The sequence below is a fragment of the Methylococcus sp. S1M genome (assembly GCF_051295855.1).
GTDB classification, from domain to species: Bacteria; Pseudomonadota; Gammaproteobacteria; order Methylococcales; family Methylococcaceae; genus Methylococcus; species Methylococcus capsulatus.
On sequence record NZ_JBPDXO010000013.1, the window covers coordinates 19453 to 38304 of the forward strand.

Annotated in this window: 19 protein-coding genes; 11 read left to right on the forward strand and 8 right to left on the reverse strand. The window is 61.8% G+C overall.

Annotated features, from left to right (window positions below; translation table 11 throughout):
• Positions 1 to 295: 295 nt before the first annotated feature.
• Positions 296 to 1165 carry an Hsp33 family molecular chaperone HslO gene (hslO, locus tag ACSHWJ_RS15255; RefSeq protein WP_010962170.1) on the reverse strand — a complete coding sequence of 290 codons (870 nt, stop codon included), beginning with the start codon at positions 1163 to 1165 and terminating at the stop codon, positions 296 to 298.
• Positions 1166 to 1243: 78 nt separating this feature from the next.
• Here hslO and msrA point away from each other — a divergent pair, with 78 nt between their 5' ends.
• The 4 genes from msrA (at position 1244) to ACSHWJ_RS15275 (ending at position 5005) form a co-directional block, all read left to right on the forward strand.
• Entirely contained in the window at positions 1244 to 1912 is a 669-nt protein-coding gene (gene msrA / locus ACSHWJ_RS15260; RefSeq protein WP_432540016.1) for a peptide-methionine (S)-S-oxide reductase MsrA, read from the forward strand.
• A gap of 33 nt (positions 1913 to 1945) precedes the next feature.
• Entirely contained in the window at positions 1946 to 2740 is a 795-nt protein-coding gene (locus ACSHWJ_RS15265; RefSeq protein WP_432540017.1) for a M48 family metallopeptidase, read from the forward strand.
• A gap of 364 nt (positions 2741 to 3104) precedes the next feature.
• Complete coding sequence (locus ACSHWJ_RS15270; RefSeq protein ID WP_017365745.1) at positions 3105 to 4454, forward strand: ATP-binding protein; 1350 nt, start codon at positions 3105 to 3107, stop codon at positions 4452 to 4454.
• Entirely contained in the window at positions 4451 to 5005 is a 555-nt protein-coding gene (locus ACSHWJ_RS15275; RefSeq protein ID WP_010962166.1) for a response regulator transcription factor, read from the forward strand. The genes ACSHWJ_RS15270 and ACSHWJ_RS15275 overlap by 4 nt, the downstream gene beginning before the upstream one ends.
• Here ACSHWJ_RS15275 and gmk read toward each other — a convergent pair whose 3' ends face one another.
• Positions 5006 to 5620: a guanylate kinase gene (gene gmk / locus ACSHWJ_RS15280; protein ID WP_218798407.1), complete on the reverse strand. Its 615-nt coding sequence runs from the start codon at positions 5618 to 5620 to the stop codon at positions 5006 to 5008. It lies immediately after the preceding gene.
• 441 nt (positions 5621 to 6061) lie between these two features.
• Between gmk and ACSHWJ_RS15285 the strand changes: the two genes are divergently transcribed.
• Complete coding sequence (locus ACSHWJ_RS15285; RefSeq protein ID WP_432540018.1) at positions 6062 to 8452, forward strand: PKD domain-containing protein; 2391 nt, start codon at positions 6062 to 6064, stop codon at positions 8450 to 8452.
• Positions 8453 to 8622: 170 nt separating this feature from the next.
• Here ACSHWJ_RS15285 and ACSHWJ_RS15290 read toward each other — a convergent pair whose 3' ends face one another.
• Complete coding sequence (locus ACSHWJ_RS15290; RefSeq protein ID WP_218798552.1) at positions 8623 to 8865, reverse strand: hypothetical protein; 243 nt, start codon at positions 8863 to 8865, stop codon at positions 8623 to 8625.
• A gap of 121 nt (positions 8866 to 8986) precedes the next feature.
• Between ACSHWJ_RS15290 and ACSHWJ_RS15295 the strand changes: the two genes are divergently transcribed.
• The 3 genes from ACSHWJ_RS15295 to pgl all read left to right on the forward strand — a co-directional run bounded on the left by ACSHWJ_RS15295 (position 8987) and on the right by pgl (position 11687).
• On the forward strand, positions 8987 to 9379 hold the full coding sequence (locus ACSHWJ_RS15295; protein ID WP_169570109.1) for a septal ring lytic transglycosylase RlpA family protein: 393 nt from the start codon (positions 8987 to 8989) through the stop codon (positions 9377 to 9379).
• Positions 9380 to 9483: 104 nt separating this feature from the next.
• On the forward strand, positions 9484 to 10968 hold the full coding sequence (gene zwf / locus ACSHWJ_RS15300; RefSeq protein ID WP_218798406.1) for a glucose-6-phosphate dehydrogenase: 1485 nt from the start codon (positions 9484 to 9486) through the stop codon (positions 10966 to 10968).
• Positions 10969 to 10979: 11 nt separating this feature from the next.
• On the forward strand, positions 10980 to 11687 hold the full coding sequence (gene pgl / locus ACSHWJ_RS15305; protein ID WP_010962160.1) for a 6-phosphogluconolactonase: 708 nt from the start codon (positions 10980 to 10982) through the stop codon (positions 11685 to 11687).
• Positions 11688 to 11690: 3 nt separating this feature from the next.
• On the opposite strand, the gene ACSHWJ_RS15310 is transcribed toward pgl, so the two are convergent.
• The 4 genes from ACSHWJ_RS15310 to ACSHWJ_RS15325 all read right to left on the reverse strand — a co-directional run bounded on the left by ACSHWJ_RS15310 (position 11691) and on the right by ACSHWJ_RS15325 (position 15134).
• Entirely contained in the window at positions 11691 to 12293 is a 603-nt protein-coding gene (locus ACSHWJ_RS15310) for an IMPACT family protein (RefSeq protein WP_010962159.1), read from the reverse strand.
• Between the two features lie 28 nt (positions 12294 to 12321).
• Positions 12322 to 13290 (reverse strand): 2-hydroxyacid dehydrogenase, encoded by a 969-nt coding sequence (locus ACSHWJ_RS15315; protein WP_010962158.1) that lies wholly within the window; start codon positions 13288 to 13290, stop codon positions 12322 to 12324.
• 10 nt (positions 13291 to 13300) lie between these two features.
• A complete protein-coding gene (locus tag ACSHWJ_RS15320) occupies positions 13301 to 14182 on the reverse strand; it encodes a DMT family transporter (protein WP_010962157.1) in 882 nt (293 codons plus the stop codon).
• A 241-nt stretch (positions 14183 to 14423) separates the two neighbouring features.
• A complete protein-coding gene (locus ACSHWJ_RS15325) occupies positions 14424 to 15134 on the reverse strand; it encodes a urate hydroxylase PuuD (RefSeq protein WP_010962156.1) in 711 nt (236 codons plus the stop codon).
• A gap of 36 nt (positions 15135 to 15170) precedes the next feature.
• On the opposite strand from ACSHWJ_RS15325, the gene ACSHWJ_RS15330 reads away from it, so the two are divergent.
• The 3 genes from ACSHWJ_RS15330 to ACSHWJ_RS15340 all read left to right on the forward strand — a co-directional run bounded on the left by ACSHWJ_RS15330 (position 15171) and on the right by ACSHWJ_RS15340 (position 17400).
• Complete coding sequence (locus tag ACSHWJ_RS15330; RefSeq protein WP_041361378.1) at positions 15171 to 15353, forward strand: hypothetical protein; 183 nt, start codon at positions 15171 to 15173, stop codon at positions 15351 to 15353.
• Complete coding sequence (locus tag ACSHWJ_RS15335) at positions 15350 to 16372, forward strand: lysozyme inhibitor LprI family protein (protein ID WP_010962155.1); 1023 nt, start codon at positions 15350 to 15352, stop codon at positions 16370 to 16372. The genes ACSHWJ_RS15330 and ACSHWJ_RS15335 overlap by 4 nt, the downstream gene beginning before the upstream one ends.
• A gap of 221 nt (positions 16373 to 16593) precedes the next feature.
• On the forward strand, positions 16594 to 17400 hold the full coding sequence (locus ACSHWJ_RS15340) for a GlcG/HbpS family heme-binding protein (RefSeq protein ID WP_017365734.1): 807 nt from the start codon (positions 16594 to 16596) through the stop codon (positions 17398 to 17400).
• 115 nt (positions 17401 to 17515) lie between these two features.
• On the opposite strand, the gene ACSHWJ_RS15345 is transcribed toward ACSHWJ_RS15340, so the two are convergent.
• The gene (locus ACSHWJ_RS15345) at positions 17516 to 18532 is read right to left on the reverse strand and encodes an AraC family transcriptional regulator (protein WP_282213708.1); all 1017 of its coding nucleotides are present in this window, start codon (positions 18530 to 18532) and stop codon (positions 17516 to 17518) included.
• Positions 18533 to 18852: the final 320 nt, after the last annotated feature.

The window sequence follows — 18852 nt, forward strand, 5'->3', positions numbered from 1 at the left end:
AATAACGGTGCCAATGACATTGACGGGGCATCCGATGCGCAGTGTACGGCGGTGCCTGGCTCAAGTCGTTAATTCGGGCGGGGCGCTTTCGATGATGCGTGCCCGCTCACCCAGGACGGCACCGGCGCGTCTTCGGCGAAGCAGCCGGCGCTGCGACCTCGTGCCGCAGGGGTGAGGAGCCGGCGCCTTCCCGTCCATGCCGTGGACGGCTTCATGTGGGAGCAATGGGGAGATGCGATTGCGTGATATGCCGGTTACACGAGTGATTTCACTTGGCCGCCGGAGGTCGTACCAGTCAATGCTTGGTAGATGAAGGCGGGCTCTTGATTTCTTCGGAGAACAGGACGCCAATGTCGACGAGGTCGAACTGATAGCGCTTGTTGCAGAAGTCGCAATCCACTTCCACGCAGCCTTTTTCCGCCAGTATGTCCTCCACATCCGCTTTGCCCAGGGCCAGCAGCATGTCTTCGATGCGCTGCCGCGAACAGGAGCAACGGAATACCACGGGTTCGGCTTCGAATAGCCGTACTTTTTCCTCGTGATAGAGCCGGTAGAGCAGGTCTTCGAACGGCAGATGAAGCATTTCGTGTTCCGTGACCGTGTCGGCCAGGGTGACCAGCCGCATCCAGTCTTCCTCGGTAGGCGTCTGGGTTGGAAGGGCCTGCAGGAACAGCCCGGCGGCACGCTGGCCGTCCGCGAATAGCCAGAGTCGGGTCGCCAATTGTTCGGAATGGGCGAAATAACCTTCCAGAGCCGCTGCGAGGCACTGTCCCTCCAGCGAGACCACGCCCTGGTAGGATTCCTCCCCCTCTTTCTGGATCGTGAGGACCAGCCTGCCCTCCCCGAAAACTTCGCTCAAGTTCCCTTCCGGCACCGGATCGCGCCAGTGGGCAAGGCCCCGTATCGTCTGGCGATGGGTGGCCTGGACCACCAACGTGTGCAATGGTCCCCGGCTCTGGGTCTGGATGATCAAGGCCCCTTTGAACTTGATCGTTCCGGAGAGCAGCGTCACGGCGGCGAGGGCTTGGCCCAGCTGACGGCTCACGTTGAGGGGATAGGTGTGCCGCTGAAGCACGGCCTGCCAGCTGGCATCGAGGCGGACCAGTTCGCCGCGGATGCCCATGTCTTCGAACAGGAAGCGCTGAAAGGTGTCGGAATTTTTCATGATGCCCGCATTCTTCCGATGGAAAGGCCGGCATTATAGGGTTTTTCATTTCCCTCTCATTCAACGCGGGAGTTCGCTATGTGGTTCAAGTCAGCCGGGTCGGCGTTGCCCGATCCTCACGATGCCCTGCCGGGTCGCGCCACGCCTCTGCAGGTGACCGAGACGCACTTCGTCCATGGCCGGCGGATCCGGCCGCCTTTCCCGTCGGGCACGGCCAGAGCGTTCTTTGGGATGGGGTGCTTCTGGGGCGCGGAGCGGCGGTTCTGGACCTTGCCCGGCGTCTATTCGACGGCGGTCGGGTACGCCGGAGGGTCGACGCCCAATCCCACTTACGACGAGGTGTGTACCGGCAGAACCGGCCATGCCGAGGTCGTCCTCGTCGTATACGAGCCGGACAAGGTCGGTTTCGACGCCCTGCTGCAGGTGTTCTGGACCTCGCACGATCCGACGCAGGGCATGCGTCAGGGCAATGATGTGGGGACACAGTATCGCTCCGTGATTTTCGCCACCACGCCGGAACAGCTCCGGTGGGCCCTGGTGTCACGCGATGCCTACGAGAGGGCGCTCGAACGGGCCGGCCGCGGCGGCATCACGACGGAAATCCGAATGGCCCCCGAATTCTATTATGCCGAGAGCTATCACCAGCAGTACCTGGCGCAGCATCCGAACGGCTATTGCGGGCTGCGCGGCACCGGGGTCGAGTGCCCGCCTTTCCGGATTGAACAATCGCGAGCCGATCCGATATGATCCCGGCCCTTCGTTTCGCCTCGACCAGCCGCCATGAAGAAAGCAGCCGTACCGCTTCTGGGTATCGTGATGAGCGCCTGTGCCACTTCGCCTCTGGGGCGGAACCAGCTCATGCTGTTGCCGGAGAGCCAGATGGCGATGCTGGGCGATCAGTCCTTTGCCGCTGTGAAGCGTGACGTGCCGGTCGATCCGGACCGGCAGGCCAACGACTACGTGCGCTGTGTCGCCGACGCAGTGACGCGCGAAGTCGGCGGAAGCTGGGAGGTCGTGCTGTTCAGGCAGGACAGCCCCAATGCCTTCGCCCTGCCCGGCGGCAAGATCGGCGTCCATACCGGCATGCTCCGTATCGCCCGCAACCAGGATCAACTGGCGACGGTGCTGGCCCATGAGGTCGCCCACGTGCTTTCCCGTCATGCCAACGAGCGCTTGTCCCAGCAGGTCGCCGTCCAGCAGGGACTGAATGCCATGCAAGCCTTGGCCGATCCATCGTCTTCTTCCGGCAAGACGCTGATGGGGCTGCTGGGGCTCGGCGCGCAGTACGGGATTCTGATGCCTTACAGCCGCACCCAGGAAAGCGAGGCGGATCTGCTCGGCCTGGATCTCATGGCGCGCGCCGGCTTCGATCCGCGCCAGAGCATCGAACTATGGAACAACATGGCAAACTCAGGGGGCGGCCAGCCGATCGAATTTCTGTCCACCCATCCTTCGCACGCCACCCGCATGCAGGATCTGGCAAAGCGGATGCCCCAGGCGCTCGATTTACAGCGCCAGGCGGCTGCACAAGGACATCGACCGCAGTGTGACGGGATAAGGGCGGGAGGCGGTTGACGAACCCGGGGCAGGTCGAAGGAACAAACAAAACGCAGGGGGATCAGCCCTGCGTCGAAAGAGGAGGAGTCGCTCGCACTACCGTGCGGCGCGTCAACTCGAGGGAGGTAGTCTCGATGACGGGTTTAGGTTATCAAGCCACACCTGTGACGTGAATGTGACAAATTGTCGCGTGGCAGGATGTCGCACTGTTTGTCAAGTACCGTATCGGGACGGTAGACCGAAAGCCTTTGTACTGCCGAGTATCCTTACCCGTGCACGGACTCGACATGCCGCTTGCCTGCCCGTTCCGTCCTCTGTGGCAAATTGCCGCAGATATCCTCCCCGTCCTCCCCAACAGTAAGATAGGCGTATGAGCGATTCCATGAACATCCCTATCCCTTCGGATTCGGACAATACCAACCGTAAGAATCTCCAATGGTTGTTCGTTCTCCGCAATCTGATGATCGGCGCTCAGGCCTTCATGATACTGTTCAGCGTCTACGGTCTCGAGATTCCTTTGCGCCAAGCGCCGCTGTGGGGGATCGTGACGATCCAGTCGCTGTTCAACTGGTGGACTTGGCTCAAACTGTCGGATACGGAACCGACCACACAGATCGATTTGTTCATACAGCTCACGGAAGACGTCTTCGCCATTGCCTTGATCCTTTATTTCACCGGCGGGGCCAACAATCCCATCGCCTGGTTTTTCCTGCTCCCGCTCATCATCGCCGCGACGGTGCTCTCGCGTGCCTTCACCTGGCATCTCGTCATCCTGGCTTCCGGCTGCTACACGATTTTGATCGGTTATTACCAGCCGCTCCCGGCGCTCAATCCCGAAACACTGACGCCCCCCATCCCGGCCCATGCATTCATGATCGATCCTCAGCATGCCCATCTGCATGCGGTCATCGAGGAACATCACGTGCAGCTGCACGCCTTCGGCATGTGGTTCGGGTTCGTCTTCAGCGCGGCTCTGGTGGCCTATTTCGTCGCAGAGATGGCGGAAAATCTGCGGGAACGGGAGCGCAAGCTCGCCGAGGTCAGGGAGCAAAGCCTCAGAAACGAGCGCGTGATCGCATTGGGAACACTCGCCGCCGGTGCCGCCCATGAGATGGGAACCCCGTTGGGTACCATGGCCATCCTGATCAGCGAGCTGGAGCAGGAATTCGAGGCCGAGCAGCGCGACGATCTCCAGGGGAAGATGCGGATACTTCGCGAGCAGGTCAAGCGTTGCAAGAACGCTCTCGCGGTGATGTCGGCTTCCGCGGGCGAAGGGCGGGCGGAGAGCGGCCACGTGATGCCGTTGCCGGACTACCTCGATGCCGTCATCGAAGACTGGAAGCAACAAAGCCTGCCGACGCCGCTCGGCTATTACCGCAACGGCACCCGGCCCATTCCCTCGATCATTGCCGAGCGCAGTCTGACCCATGCGCTGGTCAACATCATCAACAATGCGGCGGACGTGTCTCCGGAAGGGATACAAGTCGAAGCGCGCTGGACCGCGGAACGGGTGACGCTGGACGTCATCGACCATGGGCCCGGGGTGACGCCCGAACTCAGGCAGCAGCTGGGCAAGTCGCCGGTGACGACCAAGGATCATGGCCTGGGCGTCGGTTTGTTCCTGGCGTTCTCCACCATCGAACGGCTGGGTGGCGTCATCAGCATGTCCACCCGGATGCAGGGCGGTACCCGGACCCGCATCATTCTACCCCTGATGCCATCATCGACATGAGCACGCACGAAGAGAAAAACGAGAGTCCCCATCTGCTCCTTGTGGATGACGATCCCACCTATTGCGAGGTGCTGCGGCAGGCCTTGGCGCGGCGGAATTACACCGTGCATGCCGCCAACGACGTGGAAACGGGGCTCGATCTGGCCGCGCGGATCGAGCCGGAATACGCGGTCGTCGATCTGCGCATCGGCCACGAATCGGGGCTGACCCTGGTGAAGCGTCTGCACGAACTGGATTCCAACACCCGTATCGTCGTGCTGACCGGGTTTGCAAGCATCGCGACCGCGGTCGAAGCCATCAAGCTGGGGGCTACCCACTATCTCACCAAGCCGGCCGACACGGACGAAATTCTGGCAGCTCTCCACAAGGACGAGGGCGATGCCTCGGTCGAAATCAAGGAAAAGCCGCTTTCAGTGAAACGGCTCGAATGGGAACATCTGCAGAAGATCCTGATCGAGCACGACGGCAATATTTCGGCGGCGGCGCGCGCGCTCGGGATGCACCGCCGCACGCTGCAGCGCAAGCTCGAGAAGAGGCCCGTCAAAGAGTGATCAGCCCAGAAGATCGGCGATCAGGCGTCCCAGCCGCGGCGCCTGGCGCTGGACGGTGAGGCGCTGGGTTTGGACGATGGCGCGGAGCTGGTTCAGGGCGAGGTTGAAGTCGTCGTTGACGATCAGGTAATCGTATTCCGCATAATGCGACATTTCGGAAATGGCTGCCTCCATGCGGCGGGCGATCACCGCTTCGGAATCCTGCTGGCGGGTGCGCAGGCGTTGTTCCAGCGCCTGACGGGAGGGCGGCAGGATGAAGACCGACACGCATGCGGGCATCAGTCGGCGGACCTGGCGGGCGCCTTGCCAGTCGATTTCGAGGACGGCGTCTCGCCCGCTCGCCAGCACCTCCTCGACCGTCGTTTTCGCCGTGCCGTAATAGTTGTCGAAAACACGGGCGTATTCCAGAAATGCTTCGTTCGCGATCATTTTTTCGAACTCCGCCTTGTCCACGAACCAGTAGTCCTGGCCGGGCACTTCACCGGGCCGCTGGGGGCGGGTCGTGTGCGACACCGACACCGCGAGGTCCGGAGCACCAGCGCACAGCGCGCTGACCAGACTGGTTTTTCCTGCGCCCGAGGGGGCGGAGATGACGTAAAGGAGTCCCTGTGTCATGGGGCGGTCCGGGGGTGATGGCCTGAAATTCGCTGTAGGGATGGAGTTGAGGGTGCCGATCCGGGACGGCCGTATTCTATCAGGGGAGGGAACTTTCTTGGCGAGCGGGGTACCAACAGGAGACGCCGTGACGGCTATAGGCGTCGCGCCCGGCTCGGGCCCCGTCTGATCCGGGCAAGCGGGGGGCATTGGGGTTGATTGAGGGCCGATATGGTGTACTTTAGATAACATTGGCTGAGGACTTGTAAGCTTCGATGGTTGCAGGAACTGTCACGGGGCACCGGCGAGTAGGGGTAAGAATGCGGTCCCACGTATCCAATGGCAGTGCAGATGATTTGGGCAACGGGTGAGGACATGAATCCATTCAACGATAAATTCCATTTGAAATCATTGGCTATATCGATTATCGGCGCTTACGGCGCAGTTTCTTCGTCGGGAGTGATGGCGGCCGTCTACAGCGTCACTCCCATCACCTCACTCGCCGGTAATGTCGATGTCACGGACATCAATGATGGCGGACAGGTTGTCGGCTATTTCGATTCCGGGGACGACAAGCATTCGCCCCATGCCTTTCTCTTCGCCGATGGCGGCATGATCGATCTCGGGGTGTTGGCCGGCGGCAGGAGCAAATCCTGGAACATCAACAATGCATCTGCCGTGGTTGGGCAATCGGGTAACGAGCAGAATCCCATCGCGTTTTATTACAGTTATTACGGTAATAAAAAGATGGTCGATCTCGGCTTGCCTCAAGGGGGCACGGCCGTCGTTGCCTCGGCCATCAACAATAATGGCCAGATCGTGGGATGGGCCAAGATCGAAGACGTCAGACATGCTTTTCTGTACAGCAACGGCGCTTTTTCCGACCTCGGTACGCTGGGCGGGGATTCCAGCTTCGGCACGGGTGTCAATGACGCCGGCCAGGTTGTGGGGTATGCAGAAACGGGCGCCAAGACTCCTCACGCATTCCTGTACGACAACGGCAACAAGATCGATCTGGGGACACTGGGGGCCGACAGGAGCTACGCTACCGCTATCAACAACGTCGGCCAGGTGGTCGGGTATTCCGACGTCTCCGCCGGCGTGACCCACGCATTCGTGTATAGCAACGGCGCCATGGTGGACATCGGTACTTTGGGCGGGGGGAGCAGCCAGGCCCTGGGGATCAATGATGCCGGCAAGATCGTCGGTATGTCCACGACGCCCGGTGGTCAGCAGCATGGTTTCCTCTACAGCGATGGCAAGATGTATGACTTGCATGATCTGATTCCGGCGGAGGCGAACATCGTGTCGGCCACCGAGATTCAGGGTATCGCCATCAACAACGCCGGTCAGATCGCGCTCACGGCAAGAACCGGAGCGAACCGGCGTGGTCTGTTGCTCACGCCGAATCTCCCGTCGGCGGTGGTCGAGGGACCCGCCGGTAACATCGCCGAGAACGTAAAGGTGACGCTGGACGGTTCCCACAGCACCGCGCCGGCCTGTTCACGGCAGGGGGCTCCGAAGCCATGCCCGGTTTTCTCCTGGTCGCAGGTCGGAGGTCCGGGCGTCAGTCTGAAGGGAGCCGACACCGCTACCGCGAGTTTCACCACCCCCGTCCTGGGATCAGGCCAAAAAAGCAAGGTGCTGAGCTTCAAATTGAGGGTCAGTGACGGCCTGTTCAGTGACGAGGAACTCATCGACGTCACCGTGGTGTCCAGCAACGCCATCAATCAGCCGCCGGTCGCCGATGCCGGTGACGCGCAGACGGTGAGGGCGGGGGCAAGCGTGCATCTCGATGGCTCCGGCAGCTATGACCCGGAAGGGGGGAAGCTTACCTATGCATGGAGTAATGTTTCGGCAGGCGAGCCGTGCAACACGGTGGTGTTGGACAATAGCGCGACCTCCTCGCCGGGTTTCACGGCACCCCTGGTCGGCCAGACGCCGCAAACCTGTACGTTCTCTCTCACGGTGACCGACGAGGAGGGGTTGGCATCGACCCCTTCGAGTGTCAATGTGACCGTGGAAAACACCAATCATCCGCCGGTGGCGAACGCGGGCACCGATCTGACGGTGCATACCGGCGACACCGTGAACCTGAACGGCAGCGGCAGCACCGACCCGGACGGTGATCCTTTGACATATGCGTGGGTTCAAACCGGCGGACCCACGGTGGTTCTGAACGGCGCTGACACAGGGGCGCCGAGCTTCGTCGCTCCGGTGGTGACGGCCGGGAACGACACGCTGGCATTTCAGCTCACCGTCAGCGACGGTTTTCTGACGGCCAGTGCGTCGATGAACGTGAAAGTCCTGAGCGCGGGCGCCTCTCCGAGCCCGGCACCGACGGCCTCTCCGACCCCGGCGCCCACCACGTCCCCGAATCCGACACCGACACCGGCTCCGACGTCCAGTCCCAGCCCGACACCCGCACCGACGCCGAATCCCGTCTGTGATCGTGCCGTGGTTGATCCCTCGCGACTCTGGGCGCCGGATCACAAGATGCGGCGCATCCTTCTCAAGGAGCTCGGGGAAAGCGCTCAGTCTCCAGCGTCGAATGCGATGACGGTCAAGATTCTTTCGGTCATGCAGGACGAGCCGGTCCGCCGGATCAACAGTGCCGACAGCAGTCCCGACGCGGTCATCGTGCACAAGGCGACGGGTGACAAGGTGAGGTTGCGGGCCGAGCGCGCCGGCAAGAAGAAAAACGGCAACGGGCGGGTCTACACCATCGGCTTCAGCGTGACCGATACGCAGCAAAACGTCTGCGAAGGAACGGTCAAGGTGTGCGTGCCTTTGAAAAAGAAGGAAAGCTGTGTGGACGATGGTGCGCTTTACGACTCGCTGTCGAAGCGATAACGGTCGCCGCGGATTGATGTGCGCGGGTGGGGCTGGATACCCACTCGCGCACACTGCTGTCGGTCGATGATGACTTTCTCCGCCGGCCGCCCACTCGTTCCCGCTCCATCCTCAAGCCACTTTTTCGTGACGCCATTGGATTTGCCTCTCCGTCAATACCGGTGATGCCATCAGGCGACGGTGGGCGTGTCGTTTTTTCCCTTATAAATCCGTCTGTTCAGCGATTTTGGTTCCCGGTCCAGGGGACTCCGTCGTCGTGACACGACGTGGCCTGCCTGTGAGTACAGGAAAATCAGTGAGACGGAAGGGAAGAATCTGATCACGGTTCTTGCTTTACCATCGGAAGTCGGCACCGCGATGCCGACTTGATTCTTGCCAATCCTGGGTTTCGAATCGGTGGTGATGGCTATCACGGGAAATTTCCTTGCTCTCAGGCACCCGCTCGGACGGGCGTTGCTGTGCAGCGTTCGTTTCGGTCTGGGGGCCGTGGTCCTCTTGTCGGGTTGTGCGACTCATGTCGATCATGGCAAGTCCATGGCGCGATCCGAAGCAACGTCTCGTTTCACGGTTCGCCAGGGTGCTGCTTACAATCGGGCCTATCGTGTCAAGGGCCGGGTTTATCGTCCCCTGGCCAGTGCCAAGGGATATCGGGAGCGGGGCATTGCATCCTGGTACGGAGAGGAGTCCGGCCGGCGTACAGCGATGGGGACCCGTTTCGACCCCCATGGTTTGAGCGCAGCGCACAGAACCCTTCCCTTGCCTACGCGGGTCAGGGTCACCAATCTTGGCAACCGTCGGTCGATCATTCTCGTGGTGAACGATCGCGGACCTTTCATCGACGGGCGTCTGATCGATCTCTCCCGTGGTGCGGCAAAGGCATTGCGGCTGAACGGCTTGGGACGTGTCGAAGTCGAGGCATTGGACTGAACTCGGGTATTCGGCGTTCGCTTGAGTCCCCTGCGGTTTCATGGTTCCATTGCGTGACGCCCGTGCCGGCTCCCATCCTCTGAACTTCAAGGAAAGGTGGTTCCATGACCCTGCAGCAACCTCCTCAGGCGCTACCGTGCCATTTTGTCATTTTCGGAGCCACGGGCGATCTGGCTGCGCTCAAGCTGCTTCCCGCGCTCTATCGCCTGGATGTCGGGGGACACTTGCCGGCTGGCATGTCGATCATCGCCCTGGGGCGGCGGCCTTGGAGTGAGGCCGATTGGCTCCAGCATCTGGAGGAAAGCATCCGGCGGCGTACGGGCGAACAGTTCAACGCCCGCGTCTATCGGCGTTTCGCGGCACGTTTCGCCTATGTCGCGGGCGACCTGCATGATCTGACCATCTATCAGACCCTGAGCGACAGGCTCTGCGCCGACCAGAGCTGCGCCCACGCAGCGTTCTATTTGTCTCTCAAACCTTCCGATTTCGGGGAGGTCATCCAGCGGCTCGAGCAGGCCGGATTGAACCGGCCACGCGGTCTGCATCGGATCGTGGTGGAAAAGCCCTTCGGCGAAGACATCGACAGCGCCAGGCAACTGAACCGGTTGTTGCACGACGCCTTCGACGAGGAACAGATTTACCGGATTGATCATTATCTGGGTAAGGAAACGGTCCAGAATCTCCTGGTGTTCCGGTTCGCCAACACGCTCATCGAGCCGCTCTGGAACCGCAATTACATCGATCACGTGCAGATTTCCGTGGCGGAACAGGCGGGCGTTTCCACTCGTGCCGACTACTACGACAAAGCCGGTGCGCTCCGTGACATGCTGCAGAACCATTTACTGCAGTTGCTTACATTGGTGGCCATGGAGCCGCCGCCGGCACTGGAAGCCGATGCGCTGCGCGACGAGAAGGTCAAAGTGCTGCGATCGATCCGTCCCATCGAAGACCAGGTGATCAATGCCCATGCGTTCCGGGCGCAGTACGGTCCTGGCTCGATTGACGGTGTCCCCGTGCCGGGCTATCAGGACGAGGCCGGGGTGGCGCCTCATTCCATCGCCGAGACCTTCGTCGCCGCCAAGTTCTATGTCGACAACTGGCGCTGGCGCGGCGTGCCTTTCTATCTGCGCACCGGCAAGCGACTCGCGCAGCAGCTCTCGCTCGTCGCCATCCGCTTCCGCCATCCGCCCCAGCAGTTGTTCCGGGAGACTCCGCTGGAATTCATCGAGCCCAACTGGGTCTTGCTTTCCCTGCAGCCGTCGGAGAGCATGCATATCGAGCTGCATTCCAAGCAGCCGGGTCTTGGGATGGACACACGGATCATCCGGCTCGACGCGTCCTATCGGCGCGGCCGGGAGAAAACGCTGGAAGCTTACGAAACGCTGCTGCTGGATATCATGGAAGGCGACCGTTCGCTGTTCCTGCGTTTCGATGAGGTGGAATGGGCCTGGCGCGTGGTCGATCCCATACTCCGGCATTGGACGCGGCAGCGCGATTTCATCCACACCTATCCGGCCGGCTCGTGGGGGCCACTGGAAGCCGACCGTTTGTTCGACAAACTCGAGCAGAGCTGGCGCAACCAGTTATGAGGGCAAGCCCGATGTATCCGAGACAGCAGAAGCGCTGGCATGTCTACCCCACGGCAGAGGATTTCGAGATCAGGGTGGTGAAGGGGATATTGCGGATGGCCTGGGAGGCCATTGCGATCCGCGGGGCTTTCCACATCGTTTTGGCCGGCGGTAGGACCCCGGAGCCCATCTATCGGCGACTGGCGGCTGCGCGGGCCGAGGCCGAGTGGCGTCAATGGCATGTCTACTGGGGGGATGAATTCTGTTTGCCCGCGGGCAATCCGGGGCGGAATTCCATCCTCGCCCGGGACGTCTGGCTCGACCAGGGGGCGATTCCCCGTACCCAGATTCACCCCATTCCCGCGGAGCTGGGGCCGCAACGCGGCGCCGAGCTGTACGCGGAAGTGATCGCGGGTGTCGAAGAATTCGATCTCGTTCTGCTCGGCCTGGGCACGGACGGACATACCGCGGCGCTGTTTCCGGGCCGCGACTGGGGAGCCGAGCCGGACAGTCCTGACGTGCTGGCGGTGACGGACGCGCCGGGCTTTTGCGCCGAGCGTGTCAGCCTCAGCGCCGCCCGGTTGAGTCGGAGCCGTGAGGTGATCTTCCTGGCGACCGGTTTCGGCAAATTCAGCGCGGTTCAGCGTTGGCGCTGTGGAGAGCCGTTGCCGGCGGCGGCGATCACGCCGGCATGCGGCGTGGACATCTGCGTGACGCTGGAGGCTTTCGACTTTGCCTGAGCCTTACGGTTCGAGCAGGGAAGATTGACCGCGTGTGGCATCCCTCAGGCCCGCCCGGAAGTGTTCCACCAGGCTTTCCGGCAGGCTCGCCATGACCTTCAGGCCCTGTTCGGTGTACGTTTCCCGCCTTTCTTCCACGCCGAGCGAATCCAGCAGGCGGTAAAGTGCGCCCATGTGCTCGAACGGCACTTCCACCGTGATTCCGGTCCGCGGCAGTTCCTCCTGCCGTTCGGCGGTGCGTAACGCCTCGGCCGCCGTTCCGCCGTAGGCCCGCACCAGTCCGCCCGCTCCCAGCTTGGTACCGCCGAAATAGCGGACCACTCCGACCACCACGTGATCGAGCCCTTGGCCTTCGATGGCCCTGAGGATGGGTTGGCCGGCGGTACCGCCCGGTTCACCGGCGTCGCTGAAGCGGTACTGATCATCGATTCGGTAGGCCCAACACAGGTGGGAGGCATCGGGATGCCGGGCCGCCACGGTTCGGAGAAAGGCGAGCCCCTGCTCCGGCGTATCCGCCCGTCCGCCGTAGGCCACGAACAGCGAACCTTTCACTTCGGTCCGATGCTCGGCCGTCGTTTTCAGGGTGACGAAGCCCCTTCCGTTCATTCACTCCTCCTGCGCGTCATACGGTGTATCAATAGCCCTGCCGGGGATCGACCCGGTATGGCATCGGCTCGCCGCGGGCGGCGGCATTGAGCATGTTTGCAAGTTCGGCGATCCGCGCCGGCTCTTTTTCTTCCGACCAGCCCGCCCGGTGCGGGCTCATTACCACATTGTCCAGTGTGTGAAAAGGGAATGACGATGGCGGATGCGGCAACCCCTGTTTACGTTCCGTTGCGGAAGGATAGCGGTACCAGACGTCGATGCCGGCCGCATAGATTCGCCTGGCCTGCAATGTCCGATAAAGCGCCTCCTCGTTCACGATGCCCCCGCGCGCCACATTGACCAGGACGGCATTCGACGGTAGCCGCTCCAGTTCACGGCTTCCGATCAAACGGTCGGTCTGGTGGGTATGGGGGAGACAGACGATGAGCGCCGCCGCCTGCGGCAGGAGTCCCGAGAGATCGGCGAGGGCGTATTCCTCGTCGGATGTCCCGGGATTGCGCCGGACGCCGGCAATCCGCATGCCTAGCCCCCGGCAGGCCGCTGCGACGCGCCTGCCGATGCGGCCATAGCCGAGGATCACCGCCAAGCCACCGTCCAGCATCACCGAACCGGGTACTCCTGTATGCTCGCCCGACCAGTAGCCGCGCCGGAGCCGTTGGTCATAGGGTACGATCCGCTTGGCGGCGGCCAGGAGCAAGGCCACCGCCATTTCCGCCGTCGGCCCGATATTGTAGGGCAGGTTGTGCAGGGCGATGGACGGGAATTCCTTCATGCGGTCCAGCGTTGCCAGCGGCACGCCCACCCATGGCACGATCACCGCGCGCAAGCGGCCATTGCCCTCCAGTTCTTCTAACGTCGGTTCACCGCTTACTAGGATGTCGAAGCCGTTCGCTGGCCGGCATTCGCCCGAACTCAAGCGAATGCCGGGAGCGAGCCGGCTTTGCAGGTCCGCCCAGTGTTCCGGTCCGGTTTCGTAGTTCAAATGGACCTTCAGCATCGATCGCCCGTTATTGCGCCTCTTGTGCCACCCGCCGTTCGGCCCACTGGTGCAGCAACAAAGCCGCCAGGATCAGAGCAGTGCCGCCGACGATCCTGAACGAGAGCGGTTCATCGTTCAGGACATGGCCCAGGTACAAGGCGAGCACCGGTGAAATCAGGCTGATCATCGCCACCCGTGTAGCCGAAAGACGACTCAGCACATAGTAATAGAGGGCGAATCCCAGCGTCGTGGCGATCGCGCCCAGATAGGCGATGGCGGCGATACTGCTGGTGGGCAATAGCTCCGGCCATTCGCCATCGACCGCCGCCCAGGTCGCGAGATAAGCCGGCAGGGCGATCATCAATCCTCCGGCGACCGTCGTCAGTGCCGGGAGCTTGGCGTTCAGCCGCTTGATGCCGACCGCGCTGAGGCACTGCAGGAAGGCTGACAACAGCACGCCGGCAATGCCATAGACCCCTTGCGGCCCCAGCTCTAGGGCTGAACCGAAGATGGCCCCAAGTCCGCCCAATCCCAGCACGTAGCCGGACAGTTTTCCGGCGGTAAGGCTGCGCTCGCCCAGCAGGGCCGCCGCCATCAGCGCCGTGAGCAGGGGCGACAGCCCGAACACCACCGAAATCCAGCCGGAAGGAATGAACTGGGAGGCCCAGTACACCGCCAGCATGGCACCATAAACCTGGATCGATGCGAGCAGGTAGGTGTGGACCGCTTTCCGGTGCCAGGGCATGCGGCGCCGCAGCATGAGCATGACCAGCAGTACGCACAGGGTGCCGATGGCCATGCGGCTGGTGACGCCGAACAGATAGCCCGGCCCTTCTCCGCTCCACTTGATGGCCAGCGGAGTCGTGGCCCAGAGCAGGATGACGCTCAGGTAAGCGACGGTAACGCTCATCTCACAGCTCCCGACGGAAAAAGAAAGAGGCCGCAGATTCGTGGGAACCTGCGGCCTCCGTTGCGAAAACGCCCGTGATCGGACGACTCTCTAGGGAACCCCGCAGGCAAGCGCCTCCCATCGCATCGGCTTGTGCCAAAGATGCGTAAGGTTCACGAAGTCGAAGGGTTTCAGCGAAAGTATCATGGGTCCGATTCTCGCCGTTGCTTACCGGTCAAGTCAAGCGCACTGGCCAATGGGCTCAGGTCAGAACCTCCAGGATGAGGAACAGGACTGCGGTGAGGCCGAATCCGCAGCCGATCACGCCGGGCACACTGGCCATCGGGCCGAGAATGCCGGCGGGCGGCAGCTTGAACCTGTTGCATTGCGGGCAGCGGGCCAGTGCCTTGTAGACGGCGTTGTATTCCAGCACCATGACTACGGCGAAAACCGCCAGGAACGCGACCAGCCCGAAGCCGCCGTGCGGATAATGGCCGGATGCCCCCATGAAAAACAGCATCGGCACCGAGAACATCGCGTTGCTGCGCGAGGCCACGCCCGCCGCCGCCAGCGCATCGGCCGCTTCCGGCAGCGGCTCGCCGCCCGCCGCCACGCCTTCCGCGGAGGCGATGACGATCTTCTGGTTGGGCCAGATCACCAGCCACACGTTCAGGAACATCAGCGTGCCGAGCAGGGCGCCGACGTAGATGTCGATCGACATGCCGCCGCCCCGCACCCCCATGATGGCAATGCCGGTCAGGAAGGTCGCCATCGCCCCCCAGCGGAACCACCACAGCGCCCTGGGCGCCAGCTTGCGCAGCACGTCCGATTTGGCGCCGGCGTCCGCTTCCTTCATGTATTCGGTCTGGACGAAATTGAAATAATAGAGCAGCCCGATCCAGGTGATACCGCCCAGAAAATGCCCCCAACGCAACAGCATTTCGATGCCGGCTTTGGTCGTGATGATTTCCATGTTTTCCTCCTCAAAGGTCGTTATTGGCGTTGTAGTATGTTGCGGCAGACGGTGGCCGCCGGGTATGCGGCGGAGCGGTCTACAGGATTTGTCAAGACCTGTATTCCCGTCACGCTCAAGGTACTGCAGGCGCCGCAAGCTGTGAAGCGTTTCTTGGAAGGCATGTCAGCCGGCGCGTATCCGTTCCTGGTCGAATCCCCCATGAGGAGAGAATCGTGAAAACCCTGTTCTTTTGTGCGGCAGCCGTGGCAACGACCGCTGCGGTTCATGCCGATCCGCGTCCCAGCTTCGACTGCACCAAAGCCCAAGGATCGATCGAACGAGCCATCTGTTCCGACGAGAATCTCGCAGACCGTGACCGGAGCCTCGCCGAACGGTTCGCGCGGCTTGAAAAAGACCTGTCGCCGGAAAGTTTCGCGACGGTGCGAAACGCACAGCGTGACTGGGTGAGCTGGGTTCGAGCTTGGTGCGGCGGGAAAAAGTCCGCGGAGGACGCCTCCCATCCGTCGGGCGTCGCAGACTGCCTGAACACCGAGTACGGGGAGCGGGAAGGCGTGCTCGCACTTCCCAGCCGAACCAGCGGGACTCTGAAACTGGAAGGACGGCTGATCTTCAGGAACAGGAAAGTGGCATCAACCGCGGAAGTCGAGGATGACGGCTATCCCTGGCTTACCGGAACGCCGGCCGACAAGGCGCAGACCTTCAATCGCCACATCGAAAAGACTCTGGCCATCGCATCCCGCCTGTCCCGCTTCACTCCCGGTGACCTCAAGGCGATGGGCGAAGGAGTCGAGCACCTCGCGCGCACTTTCGAAGTTCACCATTTCGACGGCCATTTGATCAGTCTGGAGGTCATCCACACCAACGCGGGCCCGACCGGACATACCTGGATGTCCGAATATGCCCTCAACTGGGATCTCGATCGCGGCAGACCGCTCAAGCTCGACGACGTATTCCGGGTCGACCGGAAATTCTGGGAAACCGTCGTCGCGCAGGCGCGGAAATACCTCAAGGAAAATTCCGACACGGCCGACGTCGATGGCTGGCTCGATTCCGTATCGACCGAGGTGAAGGACGAGGCGAACTGGCTGTTCGATGATCGGGGTGTCGTCGTGTTGTTGGGACACGGGTCGCGTTCAGCTGCCGGTACCGCCGCCGAAGTGCCGGTAGGCTACGCCGAACTCAGGCCTTTTCTCAAAACCGACCGTCCATCGTGGGCCGGAACTACCGGCGAGTGACGGCCCGCGGGGCGGAGTCGGTCTCCCCTCCCTGCGGCCCGTTCGACGGCATCGAGGAGAGCGGAATCTTCTTCGGTCGGATTGCGCTATTGTCCAAGAACATTCGGCGTTTTACCCTTAAACTTCGACAACCGGATGTCGGCCGTCGCCGCTCGCGGCATATGAATCCCGACCGGCAATCGGTCCGACCAACAAGTATTCAAGGTAACCACGGAGATTCCATGCTCAACGTAAAACAAATCTGCGCGGCCGTGACCGGTCTGCTTCTTTCCTCGGGTACTGTCTGGTCGGCGACTTGCGCCGACCTGGAAAAACAGGGGCTGACGTACGAAAACATGAAGTCGACGCTCAGCAGCGTGGTGTCGCTGGATAACGGCGGGCTGGGGTTCCCGATGTGGCTGACCCTGGTGGACGGCAGCGGCATCATCTGCAACGTGACCAATTCCTTGAGCGCGTCGCAGGACGTGACGGCCGACATCTGGCTGGGCAGCCGCAACATTTCCGCCCAGAAGGCCAATGCGGCCAATGCTTTCAGCACCGGTGACCTCGCCCTGTCGACCGCCAACCTCTACACCGCGACCCAGCCCAGCGGCAGCCTCTACGGTCTGCAGGCCAGCAATCCGATCGACCCGACCTTGTCCTACGGCGGCAGCGCCGTCAGGTTCGGCGCCAAGAACGATCCGCTGAAGGGCAAGCGCATCGGCGGCATCAACGTGTTTGGTGGGGGGCTTGCACTCTACAACTCCGCCAAGCAGAAGGTCGGTGCGATCGGCGTTTCGGGCGACACCTCCTGCACAGACCACGTCGTGGCCTGGAAAGTGCGCGAATTGCTGGCGGGCGGTGCCTTCGCCGTCAAGAACGTCCCGGCCGGCGTTTCCCCCGGCAACAATGATGCGATGATCCAGGACATCGTCAAGGACAACGGTGTCGGCAATCAGGCCAGTCTGAGCGGATTTGGCCATCCCACCTGCCTGCACAATCCAGGGCCGGGAGTCAACGCCGGTTCGATCTATGGAGCGGTTCAATAATTCGGCGTCGAGAGCCGGTTGCACCGTTCCCGAAAGACGCCGACGAACGTCGGCGTCTTTCGTTGTCGTCGATTATCCGGGAAACGCCCGAGTCCAAGGGGGGAGATTGCGACGGTCAGTCGTGCCCGATTTCCATGGCGTCGGGCGAATGGAAAGCATCGCGGTCCCGGTGTGCTTCGGCCTTGAAAGTCCCCGGAGTTTCGCCGAACCGGCGCCGGAACAGTCGGTTGAAATAGGACAAATCGTTGAAGCCCGAAGTGAAAGCGACCTCGCCAATGCGAAGGTGCCGGTGCTTTGGGTCGCACAGAAGCCGCCGCGCCCGTTCCAGCCGCAGGCGGTTGACCATCTCAGTGAAGCTCTCGCCGGTTTCTGCAATCAGGTCATGCAGATACCGTTCGGAAATGTTCAAAGCCCGCGCCGCCATGGTCACCGACAGTTTGGGGTGGTGATGATGGTCGTGCAGGTATCGTTTCAATGCCGCCAACCGGGCTGCGCGCAGCCCGTGAAGTTTTGCCTCGTGTTCGGCGTCGAGGGTTGGCCCCAACAGTAAGGCGAGCAGGTCCAAGACATGGTTTCCAGCCAGTTGGTTAAGCTGGGAATCTTCCGCCGGGGTGTTGCCCAGCATGATCAGGTACTGTGACAGCAATCGCAGGGGAGGCTGGTCCGCGTGGAGTGTGCCAATACATCGCTCCGCGTGGGGCGCCTTATGCAGCATTTCCTCCCGGGGGATGACCAGGTTCAGACTCTCGCAGTACCGGCCGGGCGCCGGAACGAGCGCGGCTTCGAAGGGTTGGCCGTATGAATGGCCGGTTGCGCTGAAACCATCCAGAACCGTTCTGCTCCTGTGGCGCGAGGTTTCGCTGCGTCCGTTCAGATTGATGTGGAAACAGAAGCCGTCGAAGCCATCCCATTCGATCCAGCGGCGTGACCGGGTAAAGGTCGCCGCGCTGAATGATACCCTGTAGGCGTCGATTTTCCCCAAAGGAAGCCATTCCACCCGCCCAAAAAAAGGACGTCGATCGACATGGGCGACATCGACCGCTCCCGGTCCGACGGAGGCCGTTTCACGCCAAAGATCGAAGCGATCGCGCTCCGGCAGTTGGTGGCTGGAAAAAACGAGTAGGCTGCCCACGTTGACTCCTGGATTTGCCGGCCCGGACCCGAAGAAGGATTATCCCGTCTGGATCAGTCAATTGTCCATTATAAATGTGCCAGTACCGCATGGTCTTCGCGCCGGAGATGCTGGTGAGGATTCTCGTTGCCGATCGTGTCCCGATGGTTGGTACAGGTGTGAGAGATGGGCGGGAAGTCATCGCTCCGGAGGGTGGTAACGATGGTCAGCCTGCGACTGCGGGGAGGTTGACGTTGGGACCGTTGTAAGGTGGCGCGCGATTTGGCATAGTTTTGCGCGCGATTTGGCATAGCCCTAACCGCAGTTCCTGATGATCAACT

Excerpts from the sequence above, each read along its gene's own strand:
- hslO (WP_010962170.1), bottom strand. The coding sequence starts at position 1,165 with ATGAAAAATTCCGACACCTTTCAGCGCTTCCTGTTCGAAGACATGGGC.
- msrA (WP_432540016.1), top strand. The coding sequence starts at position 1,244 with ATGTGGTTCAAGTCAGCCGGGTCGGCGTTGCCCGATCCTCACGATGCC.
- ACSHWJ_RS15265 (WP_432540017.1), top strand. The coding sequence starts at position 1,946 with ATGAAGAAAGCAGCCGTACCGCTTCTGGGTATCGTGATGAGCGCCTGT.
- ACSHWJ_RS15270 (WP_017365745.1), top strand. The coding sequence starts at position 3,105 with ATGAACATCCCTATCCCTTCGGATTCGGACAATACCAACCGTAAGAAT.
- ACSHWJ_RS15275 (WP_010962166.1), top strand. The coding sequence starts at position 4,451 with ATGAGCACGCACGAAGAGAAAAACGAGAGTCCCCATCTGCTCCTTGTG.
- gmk (WP_218798407.1), bottom strand. The coding sequence starts at position 5,620 with ATGACACAGGGACTCCTTTACGTCATCTCCGCCCCCTCGGGCGCAGGA.
- ACSHWJ_RS15285 (WP_432540018.1), top strand. The coding sequence starts at position 6,062 with ATGGCGGCCGTCTACAGCGTCACTCCCATCACCTCACTCGCCGGTAAT.
- ACSHWJ_RS15295 (WP_169570109.1), top strand. The coding sequence starts at position 8,987 with ATGGCGCGATCCGAAGCAACGTCTCGTTTCACGGTTCGCCAGGGTGCT.
- zwf (WP_218798406.1), top strand. The coding sequence starts at position 9,484 with ATGACCCTGCAGCAACCTCCTCAGGCGCTACCGTGCCATTTTGTCATT.
- pgl (WP_010962160.1), top strand. The coding sequence starts at position 10,980 with ATGTATCCGAGACAGCAGAAGCGCTGGCATGTCTACCCCACGGCAGAG.
- ACSHWJ_RS15310 (WP_010962159.1), bottom strand. The coding sequence starts at position 12,293 with ATGAACGGAAGGGGCTTCGTCACCCTGAAAACGACGGCCGAGCATCGG.
- ACSHWJ_RS15315 (WP_010962158.1), bottom strand. The coding sequence starts at position 13,290 with ATGCTGAAGGTCCATTTGAACTACGAAACCGGACCGGAACACTGGGCG.
- ACSHWJ_RS15320 (WP_010962157.1), bottom strand. The coding sequence starts at position 14,182 with ATGAGCGTTACCGTCGCTTACCTGAGCGTCATCCTGCTCTGGGCCACG.
- ACSHWJ_RS15325 (WP_010962156.1), bottom strand. The coding sequence starts at position 15,134 with ATGGAAATCATCACGACCAAAGCCGGCATCGAAATGCTGTTGCGTTGG.
- ACSHWJ_RS15330 (WP_041361378.1), top strand. The coding sequence starts at position 15,171 with ATGTTGCGGCAGACGGTGGCCGCCGGGTATGCGGCGGAGCGGTCTACA.
- ACSHWJ_RS15340 (WP_017365734.1), top strand. The coding sequence starts at position 16,594 with ATGCTCAACGTAAAACAAATCTGCGCGGCCGTGACCGGTCTGCTTCTT.